This is a genomic window from Paenibacillus sp. AD87, assembly GCF_001659845.1.
GTDB classification, from domain to species: Bacteria; Bacillota; Bacilli; order Paenibacillales; family Paenibacillaceae; genus Paenibacillus; species Paenibacillus marchantiae.
Map to the genome: position 1 here is coordinate 4,854,370 of NZ_LXQN01000007.1, position 23,860 is coordinate 4,878,229.

The following is a 23,860-nucleotide window of genomic DNA, read 5'->3' on the forward strand; positions in this document are numbered from 1 at the left end:
GCTTCACTTTAGTGAATACGAGCATTTGTAAAAAGGAATCCGATATAGTATACCGATAATTTGAAGCCGAACCACGACGGTACGTAGCAAACCCTCCATCTCTGGAGAGCACGCGTGTAACCTGGAGCTGCTTAAGCTGGGCAGCCACCACTTCACGTACACTGCTTTTGAGCTTGCTTAATACATCATCGGCGTTGTTACAGCGAAGAAGAACGCGTCTGATCGCTTCTTTACGGCTACGCATTTTGCTGAGTCCCATCATTTCAAAGAACACATCCGGTTGGGCCTTCCATAGCGGCAATTGCTTCTCTATATTTTCACGAGCACCAAAAACATCCTCTGCTTTAAGTCCAAATTCATCTTCAAACTTTTCTTTAAGGAAACTTTCGTTCTGCTCGAAACTTAACGCGGCCAATTGGGATATTTGTTTGTTTTTCCCATCTAGACAGTCGAAGAAGTACGTTCTTGTTTCCCATTCAGGACGAGCCCGTTCATGCATATAACGAGCCAATTGAAAGCAGGTAAGCGATGTGAGCAGGTAGAACATTTCATGAATATCGAGATCTAGGCAGAGCAAGCACTCCAGTTCCTCCCCGAAATGCTCAAACAACAGCCCATTGTCTAACGGTGCCGTTACTGGCAATATAGGTACATTCTCATCCTGTGACGAAGATCGAAGCTTGCAGGTGCGATCTTGGAAAGATTCAGACTCTTCAAATATGGACATGATTTTGTCCACTACTTTGGCAATAATTTTGTTTTTTGTCAGCAATTGCTGAAAGCGATTCTCGATAAACTGCCTTCTCTCCGGATGCCTATCTGTACCATAAGCAATCATAAGAAAATAAAGCTCGCCGCCGCGTGCAAAAAAGTTCCTTTCAAAAGAGAGCGCTTTGCCTTTCTTTCGAAGTTCTACATACAACAGCGATTCATGCAACGGATAAAGTGATCGGGCAAACCAGGATCGGTCGGCTTCCTTACCATCCGTGTCATACAAAATAATCTCAAGATTACGCAGAAATTGCTTCAGTACTATCATATCGTTCTCTTCCACCGCTTGTTTTAGCTTTTCTTTCTTATCCTCGTCCAGAACCAATATATTGTTAGCACCCTTACCTTCTTTAACACCTTCAAAAATGAACTCTCTCAGCCCTACCGATCTCTTGCGATAATATTTATCGCAATCAAAGGAATAATTTGCTCCAAACAACACATTCAGGAACTCCAGCACATATTCAGGACCTCGTTGTCCATCTTTGAAACGATGCCCCCAAATGTGAGACGAAAGTTGTGAAGTGAAGTCTTCTCGCTTATTTGTTGCTTCAACTGTTACCATATTGTAGCGCCTCCACGTTAAATATTTATTTCGCGACGCTTGTACACGCCTTTATCCAAATCCATTGCAAACACCTGTAGCAGGAACTCATCCAACTCACTGTGGTTGATCAGATCATTTCTGAATGTGCTCAGCAATATGTCTACTTCTTGTTTTAGCGTAGAGTACAGTCCACCTCCGGCAAGTCGCAGTAGATATTCAAACACCGGCAGCATGACCTCTAGCCGGGAATCATGATTCACTGTTATGTACAGCTTGGATGGAATGTAGTCAATATCGGATCTTTCCTTATCAACGTTCAGCACCACCTGGCTAGTAGAGAAGGCCTGGTGGATAAGCAAATTTTCATTGACTGCGAACAATTGGGCCTCCGCTCTATCAATCATTTTTTTCGAGAAGGCAAGATTTAATCCATGAATTAAGTCTTTACGAACAGCAGCTTGCTTCTGACGATTATTCAAACTATCTATAAACTTAAAAAAATGTATATATGGCACAAGCTTCTGACGGATATCGCTTTCTTTTTCATCGGATTCAAAAAAATATTTGCGCCGAAAGCCGGACATCAGATCCACTATTATATTGGAATCCCGGTTTGAATCCTGATTTCGGTACATCTCAATCTGCTTGCGATAGTAACCAAATAATAAATCGATCTCTTCATCAAACAGCTTCTTATGTTTCACCAAAATATGTTCCTCTCCGCTGATATCGCCGTTCAGCAGATAATCGTCTATAGAGGAAACCGACAATTGCCCTGGGTCCAATTTACGAAAATATTGCACAGCTCCCTGTTCAACAGAACCGCCATTAAGCATTTCCACTCCATAGAAATTGTTATAATAAGCTCGCCGAGCCTGCTCCTCAATACCTTTATAATCCGCGATCTGCACTTGTTCACAGGTCAGCCCACCTGTAAGAACATAGCTGATATGAATGAGTATTTCGCGCATCGTAACATGTATACCAAGACAGTCCAACAAGCGATACTGCTCTACAAGCTTCGCTCTAATGCTCTCCTGAGACATTCTGCGATAATTCAACCGAATGATACAATTGTTGTTTCTCTTACATGATTCGCAGTCCGCCCAGTTTTCCTTCCGAGTCCATTCCTTCATGATGCGATCTGCGTATATGGATGAAGTCACATCCTGCAAATTTACAAGGTGAAGCTGCCGATCATTCTTCTGATGATCCATAAACCGATCTTTCACCAGTTCAGCCAATTTTTTCAATGAGCTATGCTGCGAGAGAAATTTGGTTAACTTCCCTTCATTTGCGGCAATCAGATAATATGTGTTGTCGTTATACCCTCCCGTGATCCCGTTCTGAAGATGCTCAAGTCTCTCCGAAATAACCGTTTCCGTAAGTTCCGACAGATCCTTCACAATAATTAGGGTCCCGTGGCTAAAATTTACTTGTACAATCCCACTTTCCGGCCATTGTACTAATTGCTCACCGGTTAACATCTCATATACGGCTCTGCATAACCTTGTCTTTCCATCACCTGCATTCCCAGTCATAATGACGCTGCGAGGCGATTCTATAAATATAGACAGCAAAAATTGTTCTATCTTGGTTTGGATTGAGATACGATATGTATCTGTACTAGTCGTATATTCATCGTAAATCTTGGCGTGATTTGGCGAAAGCACGTTAAATTGATCCAAGTACTGAACAAATGAATTCATCCGCTTCCCTCCTTAATAGTTCTAAAGGCCCATTTCTATAATCCAATAGTCATCGTTAATATATTTTATATAATACAAAATTTAACCAATAAGTTCAATTGAACCATAAGAATATATTTACATTTTTCGACTATTTAATTTATCATTCAACCTATAAAAGTAAATTTATAATATAACTGGATAGCGAACAGTTATACAGCTCTAAAAGGCCATCAAGTCCTCGTCAAAATTGAACGTATTGTACTTGGATTTAATAATTTTCGTTATGGATAAGTGCAGATTTTGTACAAGCGGGGAAACAATAGACTTTGCCTAAATAATCAGCTACCTTAGCCTCGGAAACCGGGGCATGAGAGGTTGCACTCATATAACTGAAAAAGAGTCCTGGTGTCCGGTCTAAAAAGCGAAAAGTGGTCAGTTGCAGCAGTCCCATGGCAATGCACTAGAACACAAAACTTTTAATCGCTTAAACTGTTTGTTCAATCTTGCGTCGATCCTTCTAGTCCTGTACTGCCTTAAAAGTGTAACTTCCTCTTTCTTCGAAAATAGTTCAGCTTAGGCATGGATTGCTCAAGAAACTGTAGCCAAAGGCTACAGTTTCTCGTTTCATTTCCCGGAATGCGCAATCAAATTTGAAACGATAGCCGTATAAACAGATATGTCTGCGGGCGCTAAAGTCAGATCCGTATTGACTAGAATGGAGCAGCGACCCTGATAATGACCCGCACAAAACGCAATTCCTGATACCATTCTTGACCCCAAAGCAGTTCCAGGAAGAGATATTGAACCATCTCTTCATTGCTGTACCGGGGAACGATAGCAATTTTGAAGATCAGCAGCATGAGTTGAGAATAGTTCTTTCAGTTTGACGGAAGTTCCTTTTTTATGTGTCGTCCGCGACCGGGTTTCTCAGCAGAAGGATGTTCGTAAGCCACCGCGTTACATTTAGCTTTGGTTACCAGATACATCCGGCTTCGGAGTCTAGATAGCATGCCTACAGCTTCTGAAAGGCGGGAACAGACTAGAAGTATTTCATTAATAGAAAATAATCAAACAAACATACCAAAGGGCCGAACACCAGCAATACCGCCGTAGAACTGATTTATCAGCGACTCGTCCTCGGTTAACTCCTGTCGTGAAAAGAATATCCAGATTAAAAGGTATCTCACCCTAACAGAAATGGGATCATTCAACTATACATGCCCGGTTCATTATATGGATTCATCATGCTTTTGCCGATTATAATTTTTGATTATTCATTAATCGAGTGGCTAACTCGTCCAATATCTCTTCTGTTCGTTGAAGAAGCTTTTCGATGTTGTCCAGTTCTATTGGCTGGTCATGTGGGTAATCCGCTAGGGATGACATATGTTGTATCGTGCCGATGAACAAAGCGATATCCAATCCGGGTTCAGTGTTCGTATGCACTAAAGGCAAAATTTCGTTCATGGTGAGTTCCTTGGGTGGATGCGTTGAATGATACTTATGGATATAAAGCGCCTTAATCATTGAGGCTAGAGCCCAATCACATAGAATAAGGCAGGCTTTGAACTGATTGTGACTACGCATAATGTCGGCAAGTTTGAGATGATACTTAGCATGTTGGTGATAGTCCAGTATTGTAGTACGTAGCATACGGTAAGCAGGAGTATGTGTTGACTTGGATTGTATAGAGCTATCATGGTCTTGCGAACGTGGGGTAAAATCTACTTGGTGATTACAATGTGCTTCAGTTATGGACCAATTTCTTGCCATTGTCATCCCTCCAAAGAGTTAATACCAGTATTATACAATGAATTGATACATATAGTAATCAAATAAATTATTTGTATTCTTCGTTTGGTGTTTACCTTAAGGAAACTTGTCTACACTTTTGAACATAGAGAGGTGAATACCATGAACGAGGACAGAGAAGTTTTGAAGCTCGTCGGAGCCAGAATTCGCGCACTACGCAAAGAAAGAGGGTATTCACAGGAATCCCTCGGAGAAAAAGGTGGATTTCATTTTTCATACATAGGACAGATCGAACGTGGAGAAAAGAATGTTTCTTTGGTGAACTTGGCGAAAATCGCTGAGTCGTTGGATGTTAATTTGATTCAATTATTTGCTTATATAGAAGAAGAGTTCGAGGTAACTGAAGATGAGAAACAAATCAAAGAAATTGTACAACTGCTAAGAGATTCTTCTCCAGATAATATTCGTGTTGCCAAAAATGTTATTAAAGGAATATTGATGTGAAAACAGCAAACCCTATCCGTCCATTTATGGAATGATAGGGTTTCTCTCTACTTTGCATAGTCCATGGTGCACATCATCTTGAATTTGCTCTGCTGCATAAATAATTCATCAATTCTTGATCCCGACAGTAAACATAACAACCTTTCATACCCCGAGACATCAAAATTTTATATATATTTTTAATAAGTTTTGTTAGTTCCTCATTCTTAAATTTAAGCCCTCGTTTTCCCATTCTATCTTTGTACTCATCATAATCTGAATAAAGTTCCATTTTATCCGAATCATATTTTAGATCATTCCCTATAATTACGCCTACATAATCAAACTCAAGACCTTGAGACGTATGAACACATCCAATCTGGTCTATACCACTCTCATGGATAGCCCAAGTACTTGATATTGAACGAGCATTCCAAGGCATAGCAAAACGATGTTCTTCAATAATTGCATCCGGAATTTCTCCATTGCGATTACCTTCTTTATCAGCTGTCCAATTCCAAGCAAAATTTGCCAACATCCTCGCCGTATACCCCTGATCGTTTTTACTTTTGACTAGATCGTACACTTCGTTTGATGTGTTCGTTAACTTAAATTCAAAAGAATCTTGATCCATCCATCGAAATTAGCGGTAGGACGAATCTCCAATGCATCATCAACCCCAGGTCAGCGGCAGTCTGATGTCTTGCTGGGACGTTTGTAGATTCAGAACTAACGCTCTGCGATTAAGCTCATCTGCTTGAGGTTGCGCATGATATATTCCTTCGTCTGATTTTCAACTGAATGAACGTGCCTCGAGGCAGATTTGAGAACCCGTTCTCGATGTAATGTGAGATGGAGTGCTTGGTAGTGCCGGTCAAGGCCCGGAACTTATACTGAAAGTTGTACTCCTGATGCGCTTGTCCAAGCGCGTTGAGGCATTCTTTGCCCTTTGTCCTTGGAATATAAGTTCGTATAACAATGTTCAAGCAAACGCAGAAAGTCATGCAACAAATACACAGATGGGACCGTTTAGATTTACAAGTGCATCTTATAAAAATTCAAGTGGCGTTTGGACTGTAAATGACACAGCTCCAACCGCTGAAAGCCCTTATTCAGTCAGTAAGACCAGTAATGCAAATTTCCGAGTCTATGGGCCTTAAATTTAACTATTTATATGGAGGATAATTATAATGAGAAATAAAAAGTGGTTTCTTGTCGCAGCAGCAGTTATCGTCCTGAGCGGAGCGTTTTACATGAACTCTATTTCTGCTGAAAGTCCTACCCAACTAATCCAAGATCAGCTTGTTAAAGAAGGAGTGGCTATTTCAAAAATCACCTCCCAAGAGAGGAATTTAAAATTGGAAACAAAATCAACTTCTACTTCTGGAGAAGCAACCATAGAGGATATTAAAGCCATCCGAAAAATCCGGAATGAAGTAAGAAGTGGTGTTAATGGAACCTCCCAAATCAAAAATATTGATCTCACGATTACAGACAAAAACGGCCGGAATATATACAACGGTGTCTCTAACGACATTACCCAAATACCAGACTTCTCAGCTAAAATTGTAGGCAAGCTTGATTCTGAATCAGTCCAGAACGCTATTATTAGTGAACTGAAAGCAAATGATGTGATGGTGGAATCGACGAATGTAACGGATAACGAACTGGGTGGAAAACTCGCCTCGATCGTGCTAACAACGGAAATCTCAGAGGTGAACAGTCTTGTTCCCAAAATTGAGCAATGGATCACAGCGCTTAATAATTCTGATGGCATTGGAGTTTCTCAATATGAACTGACCATTAATGATAAAAGTAATCATTCAACGTTGTTATACTTGACAACAGATTTAGTGTATCGTGATTTTTATTGGTGGCAATCCCCGGCTCTTGGCGATGAAGTTTGGACAAAAACTAAACCAGAAAGCCAAGAATCAGCTGCTAGTAAAGACAAAGTTCCGGCGACAATTGAAGAAGGGATACATGCTGGGCCTCTGGAGCAGATAACAATGGATATGAAGGGCCTCAATTTAAAAAATAAAAAAACTGAGTTTATCTAAACTCTCGTTTGAAAGACACAACAGAATCTCTCTGAATTTGAGGAGACTCTGTTGTGTCTTTTGGTAATTACCCCCTCATACAATACACTTATTCGCCACCGCCACCATCTTCGCAGGCATCTCTTCTCTTAATCGCCATACAAAACTCATCGGTTTGTTCCCATCATGACTCACATAGTCCGCTTCGCCCAGGAAGACAAATGGAGATGTATAGCCATGCTCCTCCTTATACTCCCTTACGAACAGCACAATTCGGTTGCCCGTCTCTCGATGATGAATATAGCGCTGCGCGGTAGCCGTATGCTCCGACACCCGGCTCTGAGTCTGCCAGTGGAATAGACGCTCGCTGATCGCATAATCCTCATACAGCGTAGATGGTGAGAAATCTTTGTCCGATTTGTTCAGTGTAATGAAGAAAATATCCGTCTGTTCATCTGCAAAATACTTCACGCCTTCGCGGAAGGCGGGTGATTGCTCAGCGTTCCAGTAGCCGAAGGCTGCGAGCACTTGGTCGATGGAGTACATACAGTGGATATCCAGTGGACAAGTGTACGGGAACGAATTGCTTTTATCCACAAATCGCAGATGAGCCCAATTATATTTGAAAATATCCACAAGTTCTGCTCGGAATGCCGCACAAGACAGCACACGCCGTACTCCCTCCTCGATGCTGCTCAACCCTAATTTCTCGGGCGCAGCCCGGTGGAAGGTGTAATAGAACATGATGAACATTCGCCGTTCATCGGCGGTAGTAGGTTCTTTGCCTTTTTCAATAAAGTCGATCAGGAACGTCAGCCAGCTTCGGGAGTTAATCGTCAGCACAGAAGGCAGTCTTCGGATATACTCCTCCTGCTCGCCCTCGATAGGCGCGGTTAGTCCAGCTTCGGCCAACAGGCCGCGGAAATACCTTTTGCCCGTACGTCCACCATACAATTCATATAGTGTCATCCCGTGATGATCTACAAAATGAGCCAAGGTCAGCGGCAGTCCGGTATCTTGCTGGAACGTTTGCAGCTTCTGGATCAGCGCTCTGCGATTACGACTCATTTGTTTGAGGTTGCGCATGATGTATTCCTTCGCTTGCTTCTCTAATTGAATGAACGTGCCGCGTGGCAGGTTTGAAAAGCCGTTCTCGACGTAGTACGAGATGGAATGTTTGGTAGCGCCAATCAGGGCGCGGAATTTATCCTGGAACCTGTACTCCTGATGCGCTTGCCCGATGAAGTCGAGCACGGTCAGGCACTCTTTACCATCCGCCATCCGTAGTCCACGGCCCAACTGTTGCAGGAATACGGTCAGGCTCTCGGTAGGACGCAGGAACAGGATGGTGTTCACCTCAGGGATATCCACACCCTCATTGTACAGATCAACGACAAAGATCATGCGTAGTTCCCCGTTCACCAGCTGTCCTTTCACAGAATGACGCTCCTGTTCGCTCGACCCGCCATGTAGGGCCATGGATGGAATGCCGGCTTCGTTAAATATTTTTGCCATATACATCGCATGATCCACCCCTACGCAGAACCCAAGCCCCTTCACATCGTCCAGATCGGTTACGTATTTGTTCAGACTTTGGATGATCTGGTTGGCACGAATTTTGTTATGAGTGTAGAGCTTTTCCAGTTCGTTCAGATCGTAGCCTTTACGCGACCACTTCACCTGGGACAGATCGACGGTATCGGTGACGCCAAAATATTGAAAAGGACTCAGTAGCTTCCGGTCAATGGCATCGGTTAGGCGGATCTCGGCGGCAATCGTATGATCGAAGTAGGCGGTAATGTCTTTGCCATCCATCCGTTCAGGCGTCGCGGTGAGTCCCAGCAAAATCTTTGGTTCATAGTGAGACAACAGCTTCTGGTATGAAGGAGCAGCAGCATGGTGGAATTCATCCACAATGATGTAATCGTAATAGTCTGGGCTGGTGATCTCCGTCAGCTTCATGGAGTTAAGACTCTGAATACTAACAAACAAGTGATCCATCGCCTCTGCTCGGTAATTCCCGACATGCAGCTCACCAAAGTTCATATCCTTCAGGATATACCGGAACGTGTCCCGACTTTGCTTCAAGATTTCTTCCCGATGGGCGACAAAAAGTAGCTTGGCTCCCGCATGGCTTGCACAGAATCGCTTGTAGTCGAAGGCTGAAATGACTGTTTTGCCAACGCCTGTGGCGGCGACGATCAGATTGCGGGTTCGTCCGTACAGCGTACGCTCGGCGTGAAGCTGTTCCAGCACTTCTTTTTGGTAATCGTAAGGCTGAATGTCGAGGTGAAAGTGGTTGGACTGATCTTTTTTGCGATTCAGAGCCGCCTTCAACTGTGCCTCATGTCCCTCATCTTCAGCTACGTACCGCGTAAATTCGCGGTCATTCCAGTAACTCTCGAAGGTCGCCTCAATCTTGCGCAGTACGTCGAGTGAATCCTTCTCCGTTAACTTGAGGTTCCACTCCATACCACTGGTCAGCGCCGGGTTGGAAAGGTTGGAAGAGCCGACATAGGCTGTCGTGAATCCAGTATCGCGGTGGAAGATGTACGTTTTGGCGTGCAGTCGTGTCACTTTGGTATCATACGAAATCTGGATCTCTGTATTAGGTAATTTGCTGAGTTCAGTGATGGCCTTCAGGTCGGTTGCTTCCATGTATGTAGTTGTGATGATCCGCAGCTTGCCACCGCTCGCCGTGAATTGTTGAAGCTGTTCCAGCAGCAGGCGAAGCCCACTGAATTTGATAAACGATACCAGCCAATCGATCCGATCGGCTGTCACGATCTCCTTTTGCAACTCCAATAACATACTCGGTTCGGACTTGGCACCTGTGAATAATGAACTTTGGGAGATCGGCGTATCTGGACGAACGATTTTGGTATCCCGGACCGCACGAATGCTGTTCAGCTTGGAATACACATGGGTCAACACTTCCCCCTGCTCATCCAGTTGCAATTCGTTGTACTCTTCTTCCCCAAGTGTGCCTTTCAGGGTAGCAATAATCTCATTACATGTTCGGATCTGCGCCAACACTGCCGTTTTATCTTCCGTCTGTTCCCGTACAATCTTGAGCGCTCGCCGCGTTACTGCCGCCAAATACGTGGATAACAGCTTACGTGCTTCTTCTGCATCCAGCTTCTCTGTCCCAATGTTATACACATCCGGGTCCAGCGCAGAAATCTCCTGCCTGGTGATGGTGTTGATAAGCTGTTCATATATGCCTTGTTTCATGAATGTACCTCGTGTGGGTGTAGGATGGTTGTGGATAGTTCTCTATGTATATGGTGAGTTAGATAATTGGTATAACTAAGTATTACTTCTACTATATTATCGTCCAGTATGGGAATAATTTCATTAGTTGTTTTGATATAAAAAAGTGGAGTTCTTCCTATTGCCTCTAAACGGCAGGAATACTCCACTTCCAATGTGCATCTCATATCTAGTATCAATTAGCTCTTCTTCATCATTCGTACCTTGGATTCAAAGCATCTCTCCAAACGTCATCATCCATGAAATCAACCTTTTTCTCACTAAAATAAGCTCGGGTCACTTGCTCCAGATCATTCAATATTTGGGGCCAATCATTCTCGTTAATTTCCTTGGATTCAAAATCCCCAACAATGTTCAGCCATCGATGATTTAACTGCCGGTACTCCTCGATTCTGGCTTTAAGTTCAGCTGTTACAGGATAACTGGTTATATCCAGCCTCTCGAACGTCATTCGCATGCGGTGAAGCGTAGGTGGCAAAATGTCATCTTGGCCTAAGTCGTTTGTAAATAATGCTGCGGGTTGTACCAGCCAGTTGGCTTCTTCGCTGAAGCTTAGATTCATCAAGTTATACTTATCTATAAACTGTGTCATATCTGTAAGTTGTAATAGAGCTGGCTGGCTTGTTCTCCATCCTCAACCATCTCGTTTGTTATTTTCTCATTCGTAAGTATTCGGTTAAACAAAATATCATTATTTATAATGGCACTCTTCATATCAACCATATCTTGTCGTACATTCATCGTTAGATACTCTTCATACATTCTTTTTTCTTTATAAAAGCTATAGGTTAGAACAAGCAAGATCACAAAGGCAATACAACATCCGATCATTAAAAGTCGTTTTTTTAGTACCATGGCAAGCTATTCTCCTAAGATTTTATAGTAAGAAGCACCTCTACGTTTGTGTGGTAGAAGTGCTCTTCCATAATACGTTTATTTGACGTATCTACCTGAATGATCTATAAATTATTAATATCAATTGGATTTTTATCCGCAAACTTCTCATACCAATTGTTTAGTGGGAAATGTGATACTTTAATAATCTCTAGAGAAAGTGGCTTAATCGTGAAAGCTCCACCACGTTCAAAAAGTTTAATTAAAGGTTCATATATCTCTAAATATTGACAAATCCCCGGTCTATCCTCTGAGTAATTCGCCAGTTGTAGATAATATTCAAATATTCTTTTTACATATGAGTTTTGATTCAAATAAGCAACAGCATCTGAACTACAATAAGCTGAAATATCTAATTCCTCTTCTTGATCTCCTAACAGTTTCGCCACATTTGTAAATGCAGGTGGCATAGGCTTCAGCTGCTCCGCTTTAAAAAACTGAGCCATTCTTCTGAGAAATTCATAGCCGAGGTTAGTATCCTCCTCAGAGATAACAGTACCTACTGAGCCCCAATTTATACTATTTAGTTTGGATACTGCATTTTCCAATAACATTCTGTTTCACCTCAACATTTAGTAATCAATCTCATAATCGTAGTACTTGCTAGTATCCTTACTAAGTCCAAAACCTGAAAAGGGTGGCGCACTCTCTATTGCATCTGAACGGCAGGGCTACTCAATTTCTCCATATGTATATTTCTGTAGGAACTGTAATTGGACTTAATATCCACAGACATTAACTTTAAGCTCCCATACAAAGTATCATCCAGAAAACACCATCCATTATTAAATTCCATAAAAATGCACCTCTACTTTTTGTCTGGTAGAAGTGCCTGTAAGCATTATCAATTAATGGACATGTTGGTTTTTTACATGTTCTTGCGATCAATATAACACCAATCATTATTGTAGGATGCCTTTATCTGTTTCATATCTTCTAAATTGTAAAACCAATCTTCTTCAATCCATACTCTTGCATCGGGGAATTCATTCAGAAAAGCAAAAAGGAATTTAAATAATAAATCCTCATTATCATCAAAGTCATCAGAAACTACTGCTTTAAAATATTCATTTTTAATATCATCCCAGTCATAAGTAACGGTTTGAAATTCGTAAGGTTCATCATATACACTAAAGCTAAGGGTCCTTGAATAATTCTCCTTAAATGGCGTGTCGTTTATATATAGTCGAGTATATTTTAATGTACCTTCGCTATCGTAAGTTTCTTCATCATTATCAAAGAATAGTTTCTCTTTTATACATATATTATTAATAGTACTCAATAAATTACTTGCTGACGTGCTTTCTCCACGTTTAAATAATAAAAAAGATGACATTCCCATTATTTCAATACTCCTCGACTAGTCTAATCCCTAGTAAAACCTCGTTATTTTCAAATTTATAAAACTAGACAATCTTTTCACTGCACCAGTTCGGATTATATGGCATGTGACTTAATTTTAAAATATCATCAGCTGTGTAATACCACTCGGCATCATCAAACCATAAATAATCCTCGCCATTATCTTTAAAATACTCTACAACAAATCTAAAAATAAACTTGTACTCATGATTTATATTTTCAATATCTAAAGCCCAGAAGTAATTTTCGTCTTGAGTAAGCCAAGTGAAACTATCAACTGAGTCTTCTTCTACTTGATTAACATTAAATGTGAAGTACTTTAAGTTGTCCTTATTATCCATGTTTTTAAAAGTAAATTCATCAACTTCTGATAGTGTTCCTTCAGCTGATATGAAGAGATCATCACGGTATTTATCTTTTATCAAAATACAAAACATGTTCGCTTTTTGCGCTGCTTTCTTAAAATCCTCAATGGCTTTTTCAGGGGAGTAGTTTTCTATCTTTTTCAAAAAAATCAAAGAACTCACTTCTTCAAGACCTCCTCTAATTCTTCAGCAGAACTTATTATTTTTATTCCTTTATTTTGAATCATTTTAACTAGATTTTCCTGGGTTCTATTATTTACAGTAATATCTTCAATATAATATATGATTTCCTTATTATCGTAGTTAAAGTATTTCTCATTTAATGGATCGGTCAATTTATCAAATTGTTTTTTACTTACTGCACTTAAAGACTTTTTCACTTCAATAAGATGTGAATCTGTTAACACGTCAATATCCCCTGCTATTGTATCATCTTGCAATTTCAACTGTATTCCAGTCCCCTGCAATCTTCCTGTACCTTTTACAGTCTGTGCTACTTCACCCTCTAAAGCATCACCAGCTTTTGGACTTTTTAAATTCTTCTCGATAATAGCATCTATATCTTTAGAACCTTGTTTGGTCCAAGATATCTCATTACCGAATTGATTAGGGTATATAGTTTTATTTCCTTCCATTCTTAACCTTGAGTCATTAGTTAAACCGCTACCTTTCCCCGGCTCTACCTTCCCCCCACCCGATCCTCCCAGATCGCTATGCTTATTCTCTACCGAACGAAGCGCCTTGCCAACAAAGGCATAGGCCAACACCTGACCCATCATGGAGCCACTGTAATAACCAAGCCCGTTCTCACCCACCTGTTTCTTCTGCTCATCCACAAATTGGCTTACATCATCCCTGGCTGTTCCGTTTCCCCAGGCTGCATCCCAAGCAAACTTAATGCCTCGCCCAACATCGACCACCTTACCCAAAGTCAGCCCATAGGCCACACTAGCGACCGTGCCGAATGGATCATAAAAGAGCGCCTCCGCCGTCTGTCCCATTCCGGTTACTGTTTCTCCCACCGACTTGTCCAGGAGTCCAACACCGAAATTTCGTTTCAGTTCTTCAGGTATATATAGAGCAACCTCACCCGAACCATCGGCTGTTCTGAAATTCTTAGCTATAAATATAAATTCGTTCTGAATTTTATCCAAAAGACCCAGTGTAGCAGGAAAAACTTCTTTCACCTGCATAAAATCCCAGAAGAACCGCTCTCCAGTGACACCAGACCATTCGGACTGCAACAGGTAAATTGACTTTTCCAGTTCCCGTACCATTCGCTCCAGTTCCAGCTTCTTCTGCTGGACGAGCCGGGCTTTTTCCTCTAATACATCGGGATGTACCTGAATACGCTGCATTCTATCTTCACCGCCAACCTGACCGTAGTAGTTATCCCTAAATTTTAACAAGTTAGAACGGGGATTGTAATCAAACGGAGGATTCATTTTCACATAGGTTAGCTGGAAGATGGTAAACATCCATAGGCAGATATTGCGCATTCGTGCATGTTACTCCAATTGGTTAATATATAGGTTATATACCCATTGTGCTAGATTCTATTTTTCCGAAAGGAGCCTTTAAATTGAACAAAAAGAGTATCATCGTCGCTGTGATTATCGGTCTAATCTTGCTCGCTCTTCCCTTCATATTCTACTTTTCCACTAAAATGTCCGAAGGCTCGGCGTTTCCTAAACCGATTACCACACCAAGCTCTAAGGTATAATAAATGACATACTATTATATACAACCCTCGTTTTACAGGAGCTAATGATCCAATACGAAGGAGGCTCATCCATGAAATTAGAACGACTTGATCATCTCGTGTTAACCGTAGAGAATCTGGAAGCAACGATTGCATTTTATACGAATGTATTAGGCATGCAAGCGGTCGAATTCGGTCAGGGCCGAAAAGCATTACAGTTTGGACAGCAAAAAATCAATCTGCATGAACGTGGCAAAGAGTTTGAACCCAAAGCCCATATCCCCACGCCGGGTTCAGCAGATCTTTGTTTTCTGGTCAGCACACCGCTGGAGGAAGTCATTGCACATTTAACACACCAGAACATCAAAATCGAAGAAGGACCAGTCAAGCGGACAGGTGCACTGGGACCAATCTGTTCGGTGTATATACGTGATCCTGACGGTAATCTGATCGAACTATCCAATGCTTTGTATGCATAAGCCATCAGCTCTCACTCTCCATATGGCAGCAAAAAGATCCTAAAAAGCCTCGGCTTCGCAGGATCTTTTTTTTGATTTACAGCATGAATAATTACATAGCTCAACTATTTACGGTTAGATACCGTTCTCATCACTTGGGAATCGAAAAGGTACTGCCTGCCTTCTCACAACCGGTTAACACGTTAAAAACACGTCCTTGCTCACTCTTCATCGTACCGATCCCTTCGCAGGTGTTGGTCGTAATCCCCTGTTTGGAGCCATAGGCATCCCTTGAGTTATCATAAGTCGATTGAATGACTGAGCCATCGTATATCAATTCATAGATAATGGCCCCACCTTCGATGGTATACATCGTCACACGAACCTGATCCTGCTGTTTGTTCTTCACATTCTTCACAAAAGTATTCCACTTATCCTTGTTCCGCATGCCTTCGAGAAGCACAACGACATCCCCGCTTTGCTCCGCTTGCTCAGGGCTATGGGGCTCATTAATTTCCGGAAATGAATTCAAAACCACTGGAGAATCCACTGTTGGATCATTTGCCTCACAGGCTGTTAACATCATTAACGCTAACAAAAGCGTGAGCAGTAATCTTTTCATCCAATCACCTCATGAATTAAGACGCTAAAATCTCCGTACATGTTACCTATGTGCTGTTAGAAATAAAGTAAACACACTCAGCACGGATCTTCAATATAAAGGATTTTTTATCATTTGTATGTAACTCCAACCCACCATAAAGTGTTTATATAACAATGCATCATTTACGTCCATCTCATCTGAAAAAGAGGCGATACACATGCGTTCGGTTAACCCATTCGATGACATAGCAAAAGAAAAACGACGTCCCACTTCACGCTTGAATCATAGACCTAATAGTAAAAGTAAATCGTCCCGACGATTCGCCATTGCAATGGCTGCAGCACTATTTGCGTCCAGCTTGTTGTTGGAACTGACAGCTGAGCCAATTACTCATGCAGCCCCTAACGTACAGCATTCCGCCAGTAACACTTCTGTTCAATCGAATGCAGCAAATACACAGAAGAAACTCCACTATACCGCTGTAGAGGGAGCTTATTATTACACAGTCGCCTTGAGAAGTGATGGTTCGGTCTGGACCTGGGGCCGCAATCTGTTTGGAGAGCTGGGTGTGAGCGAGAACATTCGATATCGTCATACATTTAGTCCCATCCGCGTACCGGAACTATCTAATGTAATAGCTATTTCAGCCGCCGGTGGTGGAATCAACGCAGCCGTTCAGGCAGATGGAACGGTCTGGGAGTGGGGTGCTGGCAAACTACCAAGCAAAGTCGAAAGCATCAACTCTGCGAAGGATGTAGTGACTGGTTCTTTCACTGTCGCCCTTCTCCAGAACGGGACAGTCTGGTCATGGCATCGCCCTAACGCTCAAGGAATCAATTCAGATGATCTCATACGTAAACCACATGCGATTAGCGGACTGAAAGATGTCATCCAGGTTGGTTCCGCAGGTCTGCACGGTTATGCTCTGAAGAAAGATGGCTCCGTATGGACGTGGAACGAGCCCGACGAACCCGATAAAGTCCTGTCCAAACCTACCAAGATAAAAGGTCTGACCAACATATCTTCGATCACAAGAACAGATACGTCCCTGCTTGCACTGGATAAGAACGGGAAAGTCTGGGGTGTGGACGAGACAGGGAAAGCATTCGCCTTTCATTACGACTTCAAGGTGAAGAAGATGGATGGAAATACGCAATATATGTTATTACTTACGACATCCGGTGAGGTGTACAGCTACGGAAGGAGCGTGAACGGTAAAGAAGGAAAAGTAAACCATTTATCCGGTATTACCGATATTTCAGCAGGATATTACCATAGTCTTGCCTTATCCTCGGATGGAACCGTCTGGGGCTGGGGAAGTGATAAATACGAGGAAGCGGGTGCACCTGCAACGTCATCTGGAGGAATGGTCTACAAACCCGTTCAAGCCAAAATTGGCACAGATGTATATCTGAACGGCGAGCTGTTCCAGTCGATGTATGCCGCTGTTGAAACGCCTAAGACCGTGCAAATTCCAATAAAATCAATCGCCACAGCACTCGGAGCAAAGTTTGAGATTCTTAAGGGAGAAGGTAGCCTAGACTACTATACGTTGAAATATGACAATCGGACAATCACAATTCGACCTAACGAAACACAGTATGTTATAACTTCCTCAGATGCATCTGAGGAGCGAGTCATGCAGATACCTGAACCCATAAATAACTACTCGGGAGCAACTACAGTGCCTTATGAGGTATTGCGTGGTTTGGGATTGAACGTGTCCTGGGATTCAGAGAAAGCGATACTGACCATTGACGATGCTGATAAGAAAGATTCAGGAAGCTAAACAAGATAAAAAAGTCCATTTCTTTCTAAAAGCACGCTTCTTGTGACTTCTGCATTTTCTAAATACAGCATCTCCTTTTTGGTTACTAAGAGTCTAAGCGTATTAATTAGATGAAAGAACTTCGTAAAGAATCTAATCTAAATAAAAAAGAGTGACGGTTATCCGTCACTCTTCAATAACTAAGAAGTCATCCACTTATAATGATGCCGAGCGAAATGATTTAATTCACTTATATCAGTAAATTTCTCCAAAAATAATCTCGTATCACTCTTGTATCCCAATGTATAGAAAATCAGAAATCGTTCGTCCTCTGATAATTGTGAGAGAGCAATACGGGTATAATTTGAATCTCTCAAATCTTCTTCTGTGTTCAGACCATGCTGCTCAATCAATTCAAGTATACAATAATAGTTATTAAGGTAATGTTTAATATGCCGACCTTTAAGGCTAAGAAAATCTTCTATTGTTTTATTCAAATCACGCTTATCATTAGCACGTTTCAATTCATCATAGAGAAACTCTCGTAGTTTCTCTATGGCTCTTCTTCCCTCATAAGGTTTATCATTCATTGATGCAATTAAATTGTGATGGAGTTCGATCATTTTAAAAAAAGTGTTTTCAAAGCTTTGCTGAATCATTACATTTTTTTGTTGTTCTAATTGATCACCATTACGAGCCACTTCCAGTCGTTGCATCTCCAACTCTTTTCTTTGTAAACTCAACTCATATCTCTGAATGAAAAGAGTGTACACTAATCCTCCAAAAGCAAAAGCAGAGAAAAGTGCATTGATCGCTCCAAACATATCGCCAAATGTTCCCCTGTCGCTCCAATCCGAGAATGCATAATAAATAATTACTCCGGATAGACACCAGATAACCAAAAATCCTAATAAAATTGCTTTAAAGTTCACAATAACATTCGGCTTGTCTTGTTTTTTAATTGAATCCAAATCTTCTAACATAAACTTTCTAACACTAGACTTAAGACGATTCATATGTATATTTTCTCCTTTAGGTAACTTTCTCAGGAAAATTATACATAACAACAAGCAATGTGACCATCCTGAACAAAGAGATTTAAAAAATCCCCTTCAGGTAAACGTCCTGTTCTTAAAGAACACCGTTTACTTGAAGAGGATTGATATATATCATCTCTATCCCTGAACTACTATATCTGGCGTCCTACTTCTCGAACCGGAACCAGCCAAAGTCAAACTGACTGCCCGGCAGGAATATAAAGGTCACCTTCTGCACACCTTTCACCTGCTCAAACTCAAACACTCGCTCCTCATATCCATCGGACTGTGTGAATTCGACCAGCTGATTGCTCTGTCCATCCTCACCTGCAAAGCGGATATGAATCGTATTTTTATCAATCGGCGAACGTCCATAGATCACAAGCTTGGACGTGCCTTCTGCCGTGAAGTCCATATTTTCAAACTCCAGCGACACATTGTTTCCGATCCCCTCGACATGCTCACCCTCGATCTTGAACGTATCCCCGTAGAGATGGTCGCATGATGCAGCCGTATTCTGTTCAAATGCCCGGCTTTGGCGCTCGAATGAGAAGCCTTTGATATGAATCTTCTGCTTCAGTACAAAACAGATCGACGTAATTCCGCTTAGCCGCTTGGACAGTTGATACGTCTCTTCCTGATATACATTCCATCTAGACTCTTTGTCATACACCACATCTGCCAGCAGTGTACTTCTCTCTTCATCCGGCATACCTTCCCAGATCTGAATGAAGTACTCTTCACTCGACAACGCAAAGATTGGAATCGTAATGGTATCGGAGCCGTAAGGCCCGAAGTCGATATTGTGGAAGCCCACATGCGTCTCCCCATCCCGGCTTGTCGCTACCCCACGTTCATTGCCGTTGCCGACATCCCCTTTGGTGTAATCGTACAGTCCGCCAGTAATAAAGCCGTATGGATCTTTGTAAGCCGTGCCCAGACCCGATGCTTTGAATTCCAGTTGAGAGATTAGTTTCGTTTTATCGGTACCGTTACTGCTCGTCGCACGAAGACGGAATTCCCCATCGCCCAGAGCGGATACGTTGACTTCCAGGCCATTGGCTTCGACCTTGGCAATGTTGGATTCGATACCTGCAGCGTTCACCACCGCCCACTCGATATCACGATAAGATGTGTTCTCCGGATACAGCTTGGCGCTAACCGTCATCTGCTGTTTCGATGGATCGAATAGCTGTCCTCCTTCGCTGATAATCTCGATTTTCCGTAAAGGAATCTCCTGCGCGCGGCCCGTCAACACCGGACGTTCCGTATTACTCATGAGTACGGTTTGCTCCTGACTTGCAGCCGCCTCGGAATCACCTAAGGTACGATCTCCAGCGCCTGCAACAGCTTGTGATTCGAACTCGGCAGCTGCACTTTCCAATCCTTCCGAAGTCACCTCGATCCGTACTGTTCCCGATTCGTTCGTTGCCCCGATGATTGCCATCAGCTTGCCGCTGAACAATCTTCTACTAAGACCTTTGTATGGATCATAGTCCGTGCTGTCCCCGTTATCGAGACCCAACAGACGACCTGCACCTGTCACTTGGACCTGCACACGGTTGTTTGCATTTTGCACGGGATTGCCCGCTTCATCTTCCACTTGAATTTCCACGAAAATAAGATCTGTACCGTCCGCTTGCAGCTGCTCCCGATCGGCTTGCAGACGAATCTTCTTCGCATCTGTATAGGATTTTTGCACATCCGTTGCAATTACGTTGCCGTGTTCATCATAAGCGATCGCTTTGAGCTCGCCCTCTTCATATGGCACTTTCCACCAGCCTGCCAGCTGGGTTCCCTTTGCATGGTCGATATCATACGTGCCGATTGTCTTGCCATTCAGCTGCAATTCAATCTTCGGCGCATTACTGCACACGCGTACATCGATCAGCTGACCCGGGCTGAAATCCCAGTAAGGGAACAGGTGAACCATCGGACTTTTCTTGTAATCCGTCCAGGCTGCTTGGTAGATATAGTAGGAATCTTTCGGGAACGTTGCTGTATCCAGCTGTCCAAAATACGAATTCTTCGTATGATACGGTGTTGGTTCTCCAATATAATCGAATCCCGTCCACAGGAACTGCCCCAAGGAATACGGCGTATCTCGTTCTGCCAAAATGCAATATTCTGCTGACTTTGCGCCCCAGCTTGTTGTACTGTTGCCCAAAGCCGAGCACTGCTCATCATCATCAGCCAGTATGGATTGCTCAAACGGGAAGTGATAGATCCCACGGCTCTGCACCACAGACGACGTTTCACTACCATAGATAATCCAGTCCGGATGTTCTTCGTGATGTTTGTCGTAGTATTTCTCCGCGTAGTTATATCCTGCGAGCTTCACGATATCAGCGCATTTTTGTGCGTTTTCCCACGGCATATAGTTCGAACCAATGGTCACGCCTGCATTCCCTTTTGGATCAAATTCCAGTACATAATCCATTAGCATGCGGGTTACTTCCTGCCCCCGCTCATCCGCATGGGTATCGTAAATCTCATTACCGATACTCCACATGATCAGACTTGCATGGTTACGGTCACGCTTCACCCAGCTCTTCACATCAGTATGTGCCCATTCCGGGAAAAATCTCGCATAGTCGTAAGGGGTCTTGGCTCTCTCCCACATATCGAACGCTTCCGAAACGATCAGCATACCCATCTCATCCGCAAGTTCCATGAACTCTTTGGCAGGCATGTTATGAGCGGTCCGAATGGCGTTAACGCCCATTTCTTTCAAAAGCACAAATCTTCTGCGCAGTGCCGTCAGGTTAAAAGCAGCCCCAAGCGCACCGAGATCATGGTGTTCACACACACCGTTCAGCTTCATCTTGACCCCATTCAGGTGGAATCCTTCGCTCGCATCCAGCTTGATATCCCTGAAGCCAATCCGCTGTGTGACGGACTCGATTGTCTCATAGCCCTGCTCACCTGTAGCTAATTGAAGTTCCGTTACCAGATCATACAGATTCGGTTCATCCGGGCTCCATAACTTCGGAAGATCGACCGTCAGCTGTTGGGTGTTGGATTGTATCTCTTCATGTCCGGTGTCTTTGCCCGCTGCAGCTGTAACGTCCGCTTTGCTGGATACGATCTGATTACCCTGATACCAAATCGTGTGCACCAGTTGTGCGTTCTGATTGAGACTTAGCTCCGTATCCACCTCAACCTGCCAGCCTTCTGGCTGCTGCTGAATCGAAACATAGGTACCGTCTGTGACGATATGATTCCGATCTCTCGTTTTGAGCCACACATTGCGATAAATTCCGGCCCCCGAATACCATCTGCTGTTGGGACTCTGATGCACAACTTTGACTACAATTTCGTTGTCACCTTCCACCAAAGCACTCGTGATCTCATGCTCAAAAGCCGAATAGCCGTATTTCCACTCTCCAACAAGCTGACCGTTTACATATACGGAAGAATCCATATACACCCCGTCAAAGCAAAGCAGAAGCTGCTGGTCATCCTTCGTATATGGGAATGTCTTGCGATACCATCCGATGCTGTCCTCATACAGTTCAAGCGTATTATAGATCAGCCAATCATGAGGAAGCTCAACCGGTTCAAACGTTAATCCCGCAGACTCCGTAACTTCCAGCTTACTTTTCGCAAATTGCCATCCATCCGTAAAAAGCTTTTTCTGATTCATCTCAGCTCTCACTTTCTGTGTGTATTATGATTGCGGTTACAAACAAAAACAGACTATTTCCCGAAAACCTTTTCGAAAATAACTTGGTGAGACAATAACACTTCACCCGATTATATCATCTGACCGCCTCTGTACGTCACTTTTTGAGCAGATTCAAGAAAAAAAGATCCCGCTTTTAGATATCCAAGTCGGGACCTTATGAATTCAACTATATATAACTACATTAATTGTTCATTGCTCGAATCGGTCTGTAGAATGCCCGAATATCATCCGCCAGCAACTCCGGTTCTTCCAAAGCCGTAAAATGCCCTCCACTAGGCATGGAGGTCCAACGCGTTACGTTCAGGTTTTGCATCGCCCAAGATTTGGGAGGTAGCACGATATCCGCAGGAAATATGGCAATGCCTGTCGGAACTTCTATACGGCCCAGCGGTGGCAAGGAATGCGAATTTTCGTAGTACATACGTGTGGATGATCCTATGGTATTCGTAACCCAATAGATCATAATATGAGTCAGCAACTCATCCTTGCTAAATAGTTGATTGAGGTCACCTTTACAGTCGCTCCAAGCACGAAATTTCTCAATGATCCAAGCGGCCAAACCTACTGGGGAATCGGAAAGTCCATACGCAAGTGTCTGAGGTTTGGTTGATTGAATGGACATATAACCCCCCTCTTGTGAAATCCATGTTGAAGCATTTTTCTTGTACTCTCGTTCTTCCTCTGAGCGTTCTGCCTCATCCTGGGAAGATAAGAGATCTCTTATGATACCAATATCCGTTAAGTGGATTCCAACTAGAAGTTCAGGATTATTCGATGCCAGATAACGTGTAACGCCAGAGCCAATATCTCCACCTGCAGCAGCGAATTTGTTGTAGCCTAATTCTTTGGTCATTAGTTTGGCCCACATCTGGGAGACACGAGAATTGTTGAAGCCAGGTTGGTCAGGGCGACTAGAGAATCCAAATCCAGGCAGTGAAGGCACAATGACATCAAAAGAGTCCTCCGGATTACCTCCATGACTCGCGGGATCGGTCAGGAGAGGGATAATCTTTTGGTAACGAAGATAGCTATCGGGCCAGCCATGGGTAAGAATAATCGGCAGAGGATTAGGCCCTTTACCACGCTCATGTACGAAGTGCACATCCACCCCATCCAACTGGCAATGAAACTGGGAAAATTGATTCAGCCTGGACTCTTGTGCTCGCCAGTCATAATGATCGCTCCAATAGGAAACGAGTGATTTTAAATAACTAATATCTGTTCCTCGCCCCCAGCCGGAGTCTACCAATTGATCTGGCCAACGGATGTGATGCAGCCGATATTGCAAATCGTCCAGAATCTCATCGGAGACATGAATATGAAAACGTTCAACAGTCATCAAGATTTCCTCCCTTTTTGTTGATTCACAACGTTATTATATCCTTTTATTGCTATTCATAGATTCCATCTCTGTCAATCGATTCCT

The 23,860-nt window shown here is 42.8% G+C and carries 21 protein-coding genes and 1 pseudogene; 5 read left to right on the plus strand and 17 right to left on the minus strand.

Going from position 1 to position 23,860, the window contains the following annotated elements:
* The 4 genes from gpAD87_RS21420 to gpAD87_RS21430 all read right to left on the minus strand — a co-directional run.
* A partial coding sequence (locus gpAD87_RS21420) for a hypothetical protein (RefSeq protein ID WP_197521458.1) occupies nt 1-1,336 on the minus strand: 1,336 nt, incomplete at its 3' end.
* 17 nt (nt 1,337-1,353) lie between these two features.
* Nucleotides 1,354-3,027, minus strand: a complete 1,674-nt coding sequence (locus gpAD87_RS21425; protein ID WP_064640493.1) for a hypothetical protein — start codon at nt 3,025-3,027, stop codon at nt 1,354-1,356.
* A gap of 692 nt (nt 3,028-3,719) precedes the next feature.
* Nucleotides 3,720-3,869 carry a hypothetical protein gene (locus tag gpAD87_RS32275; protein WP_197521459.1) on the minus strand — a complete coding sequence of 50 codons (150 nt, stop codon included), beginning with the start codon at nt 3,867-3,869 and terminating at the stop codon, nt 3,720-3,722.
* Nucleotides 3,870-4,266: 397 nt separating this feature from the next.
* Complete coding sequence (locus gpAD87_RS21430; protein ID WP_197521460.1) at nt 4,267-4,782, minus strand: HEPN domain-containing protein; 516 nt, start codon at nt 4,780-4,782, stop codon at nt 4,267-4,269.
* 141 nt (nt 4,783-4,923) lie between these two features.
* Here gpAD87_RS21430 and gpAD87_RS21435 point away from each other — a divergent pair, with 141 nt between their 5' ends.
* A complete protein-coding gene (locus gpAD87_RS21435; protein ID WP_036606225.1) occupies nt 4,924-5,265 on the plus strand; it encodes a helix-turn-helix domain-containing protein in 342 nt (113 codons plus the stop codon).
* A gap of 73 nt (nt 5,266-5,338) precedes the next feature.
* Here the strand turns inward: gpAD87_RS21435 and gpAD87_RS21440 are convergent, their stop codons facing one another.
* Both gpAD87_RS21440 and gpAD87_RS33010 read right to left on the minus strand, forming a co-directional pair.
* On the minus strand, nt 5,339-5,878 hold the full coding sequence (locus gpAD87_RS21440; RefSeq protein WP_064640494.1) for a DNA/RNA helicase domain-containing protein: 540 nt from the start codon (nt 5,876-5,878) through the stop codon (nt 5,339-5,341).
* Between the two features lie 122 nt (nt 5,879-6,000).
* Nucleotides 6,001-6,191, minus strand: a pseudogene (locus gpAD87_RS33010) (hypothetical protein); the annotation flags it as partial.
* 243 nt (nt 6,192-6,434) lie between these two features.
* Between gpAD87_RS33010 and gpAD87_RS21445 the strand changes: the two are divergent.
* Nucleotides 6,435-7,304, plus strand: coding sequence for a hypothetical protein (locus gpAD87_RS21445; RefSeq protein ID WP_064640495.1), 870 nt, complete (start codon nt 6,435-6,437; stop codon nt 7,302-7,304).
* 75 nt (nt 7,305-7,379) lie between these two features.
* Here gpAD87_RS21445 and gpAD87_RS21450 read toward each other — a convergent pair whose 3' ends face one another.
* The 7 genes from gpAD87_RS21450 to gpAD87_RS21480 form a co-directional block, all read right to left on the minus strand.
* On the minus strand, nt 7,380-10,517 hold the full coding sequence (locus tag gpAD87_RS21450; RefSeq protein WP_064640496.1) for a DUF3427 domain-containing protein: 3,138 nt from the start codon (nt 10,515-10,517) through the stop codon (nt 7,380-7,382).
* A 232-nt stretch (nt 10,518-10,749) separates the two neighbouring features.
* Complete coding sequence (locus tag gpAD87_RS21455) at nt 10,750-11,148, minus strand: hypothetical protein (RefSeq protein ID WP_064640497.1); 399 nt, start codon at nt 11,146-11,148, stop codon at nt 10,750-10,752.
* The gene (locus gpAD87_RS21460; protein ID WP_064640498.1) at nt 11,145-11,411 is read right to left on the minus strand and encodes a hypothetical protein; all 267 of its coding nucleotides are present in this window, start codon (nt 11,409-11,411) and stop codon (nt 11,145-11,147) included. The genes gpAD87_RS21455 and gpAD87_RS21460 overlap by 4 nt, the downstream gene beginning before the upstream one ends.
* Nucleotides 11,412-11,515: 104 nt before the next feature.
* Entirely contained in the window at nt 11,516-12,004 is a 489-nt protein-coding gene (locus tag gpAD87_RS21465; protein ID WP_064640499.1) for a hypothetical protein, read from the minus strand.
* A gap of 314 nt (nt 12,005-12,318) precedes the next feature.
* A complete protein-coding gene (locus tag gpAD87_RS21470) occupies nt 12,319-12,792 on the minus strand; it encodes a hypothetical protein (RefSeq protein WP_064640500.1) in 474 nt (157 codons plus the stop codon).
* Between the two features lie 64 nt (nt 12,793-12,856).
* Nucleotides 12,857-13,339: a hypothetical protein gene (locus gpAD87_RS21475; protein ID WP_064640501.1), complete on the minus strand. Its 483-nt coding sequence runs from the start codon at nt 13,337-13,339 to the stop codon at nt 12,857-12,859.
* A complete protein-coding gene (locus tag gpAD87_RS21480; protein ID WP_231952699.1) occupies nt 13,336-14,586 on the minus strand; it encodes a WXG100 family type VII secretion target in 1,251 nt (416 codons plus the stop codon). Before gpAD87_RS21480 ends, gpAD87_RS21475 begins: the two co-directional genes overlap by 4 nt.
* Before the next feature lie 173 nt (nt 14,587-14,759).
* On the opposite strand from gpAD87_RS21480, the gene gpAD87_RS31925 reads away from it, so the two are divergent.
* On the plus strand, nt 14,760-14,900 hold the full coding sequence (locus tag gpAD87_RS31925; protein WP_157258502.1) for a hypothetical protein: 141 nt from the start codon (nt 14,760-14,762) through the stop codon (nt 14,898-14,900).
* Nucleotides 14,901-14,971: 71 nt separating this feature from the next.
* Nucleotides 14,972-15,358 carry a VOC family protein gene (locus gpAD87_RS21485; protein WP_064640503.1) on the plus strand — a complete coding sequence of 129 codons (387 nt, stop codon included), beginning with the start codon at nt 14,972-14,974 and terminating at the stop codon, nt 15,356-15,358.
* Between the two features lie 130 nt (nt 15,359-15,488).
* Here gpAD87_RS21485 and gpAD87_RS21490 read toward each other — a convergent pair whose 3' ends face one another.
* Nucleotides 15,489-15,959, minus strand: coding sequence for a DUF4362 domain-containing protein (locus gpAD87_RS21490; protein WP_064640504.1), 471 nt, complete (start codon nt 15,957-15,959; stop codon nt 15,489-15,491).
* 199 nt (nt 15,960-16,158) lie between these two features.
* Here gpAD87_RS21490 and gpAD87_RS21495 point away from each other — a divergent pair, with 199 nt between their 5' ends.
* On the plus strand, nt 16,159-17,730 hold the full coding sequence (locus gpAD87_RS21495) for a stalk domain-containing protein (protein ID WP_064640505.1): 1,572 nt from the start codon (nt 16,159-16,161) through the stop codon (nt 17,728-17,730).
* 179 nt (nt 17,731-17,909) lie between these two features.
* On the opposite strand, the gene gpAD87_RS21500 is transcribed toward gpAD87_RS21495, so the two are convergent.
* From gpAD87_RS21500 to gpAD87_RS21510, 3 genes are all read right to left on the minus strand, one after another.
* Nucleotides 17,910-18,725 (minus strand): putative phage abortive infection protein, encoded by an 816-nt coding sequence (locus tag gpAD87_RS21500; RefSeq protein ID WP_064640506.1) that lies wholly within the window; start codon nt 18,723-18,725, stop codon nt 17,910-17,912.
* Between the two features lie 187 nt (nt 18,726-18,912).
* Nucleotides 18,913-22,392 (minus strand): glycoside hydrolase family 2 TIM barrel-domain containing protein, encoded by a 3,480-nt coding sequence (locus gpAD87_RS21505; protein ID WP_064640507.1) that lies wholly within the window; start codon nt 22,390-22,392, stop codon nt 18,913-18,915.
* A gap of 223 nt (nt 22,393-22,615) precedes the next feature.
* On the minus strand, nt 22,616-23,773 hold the full coding sequence (locus gpAD87_RS21510) for an epoxide hydrolase family protein (protein WP_064640508.1): 1,158 nt from the start codon (nt 23,771-23,773) through the stop codon (nt 22,616-22,618).
* Nucleotides 23,774-23,860: the final 87 nt, after the last annotated feature.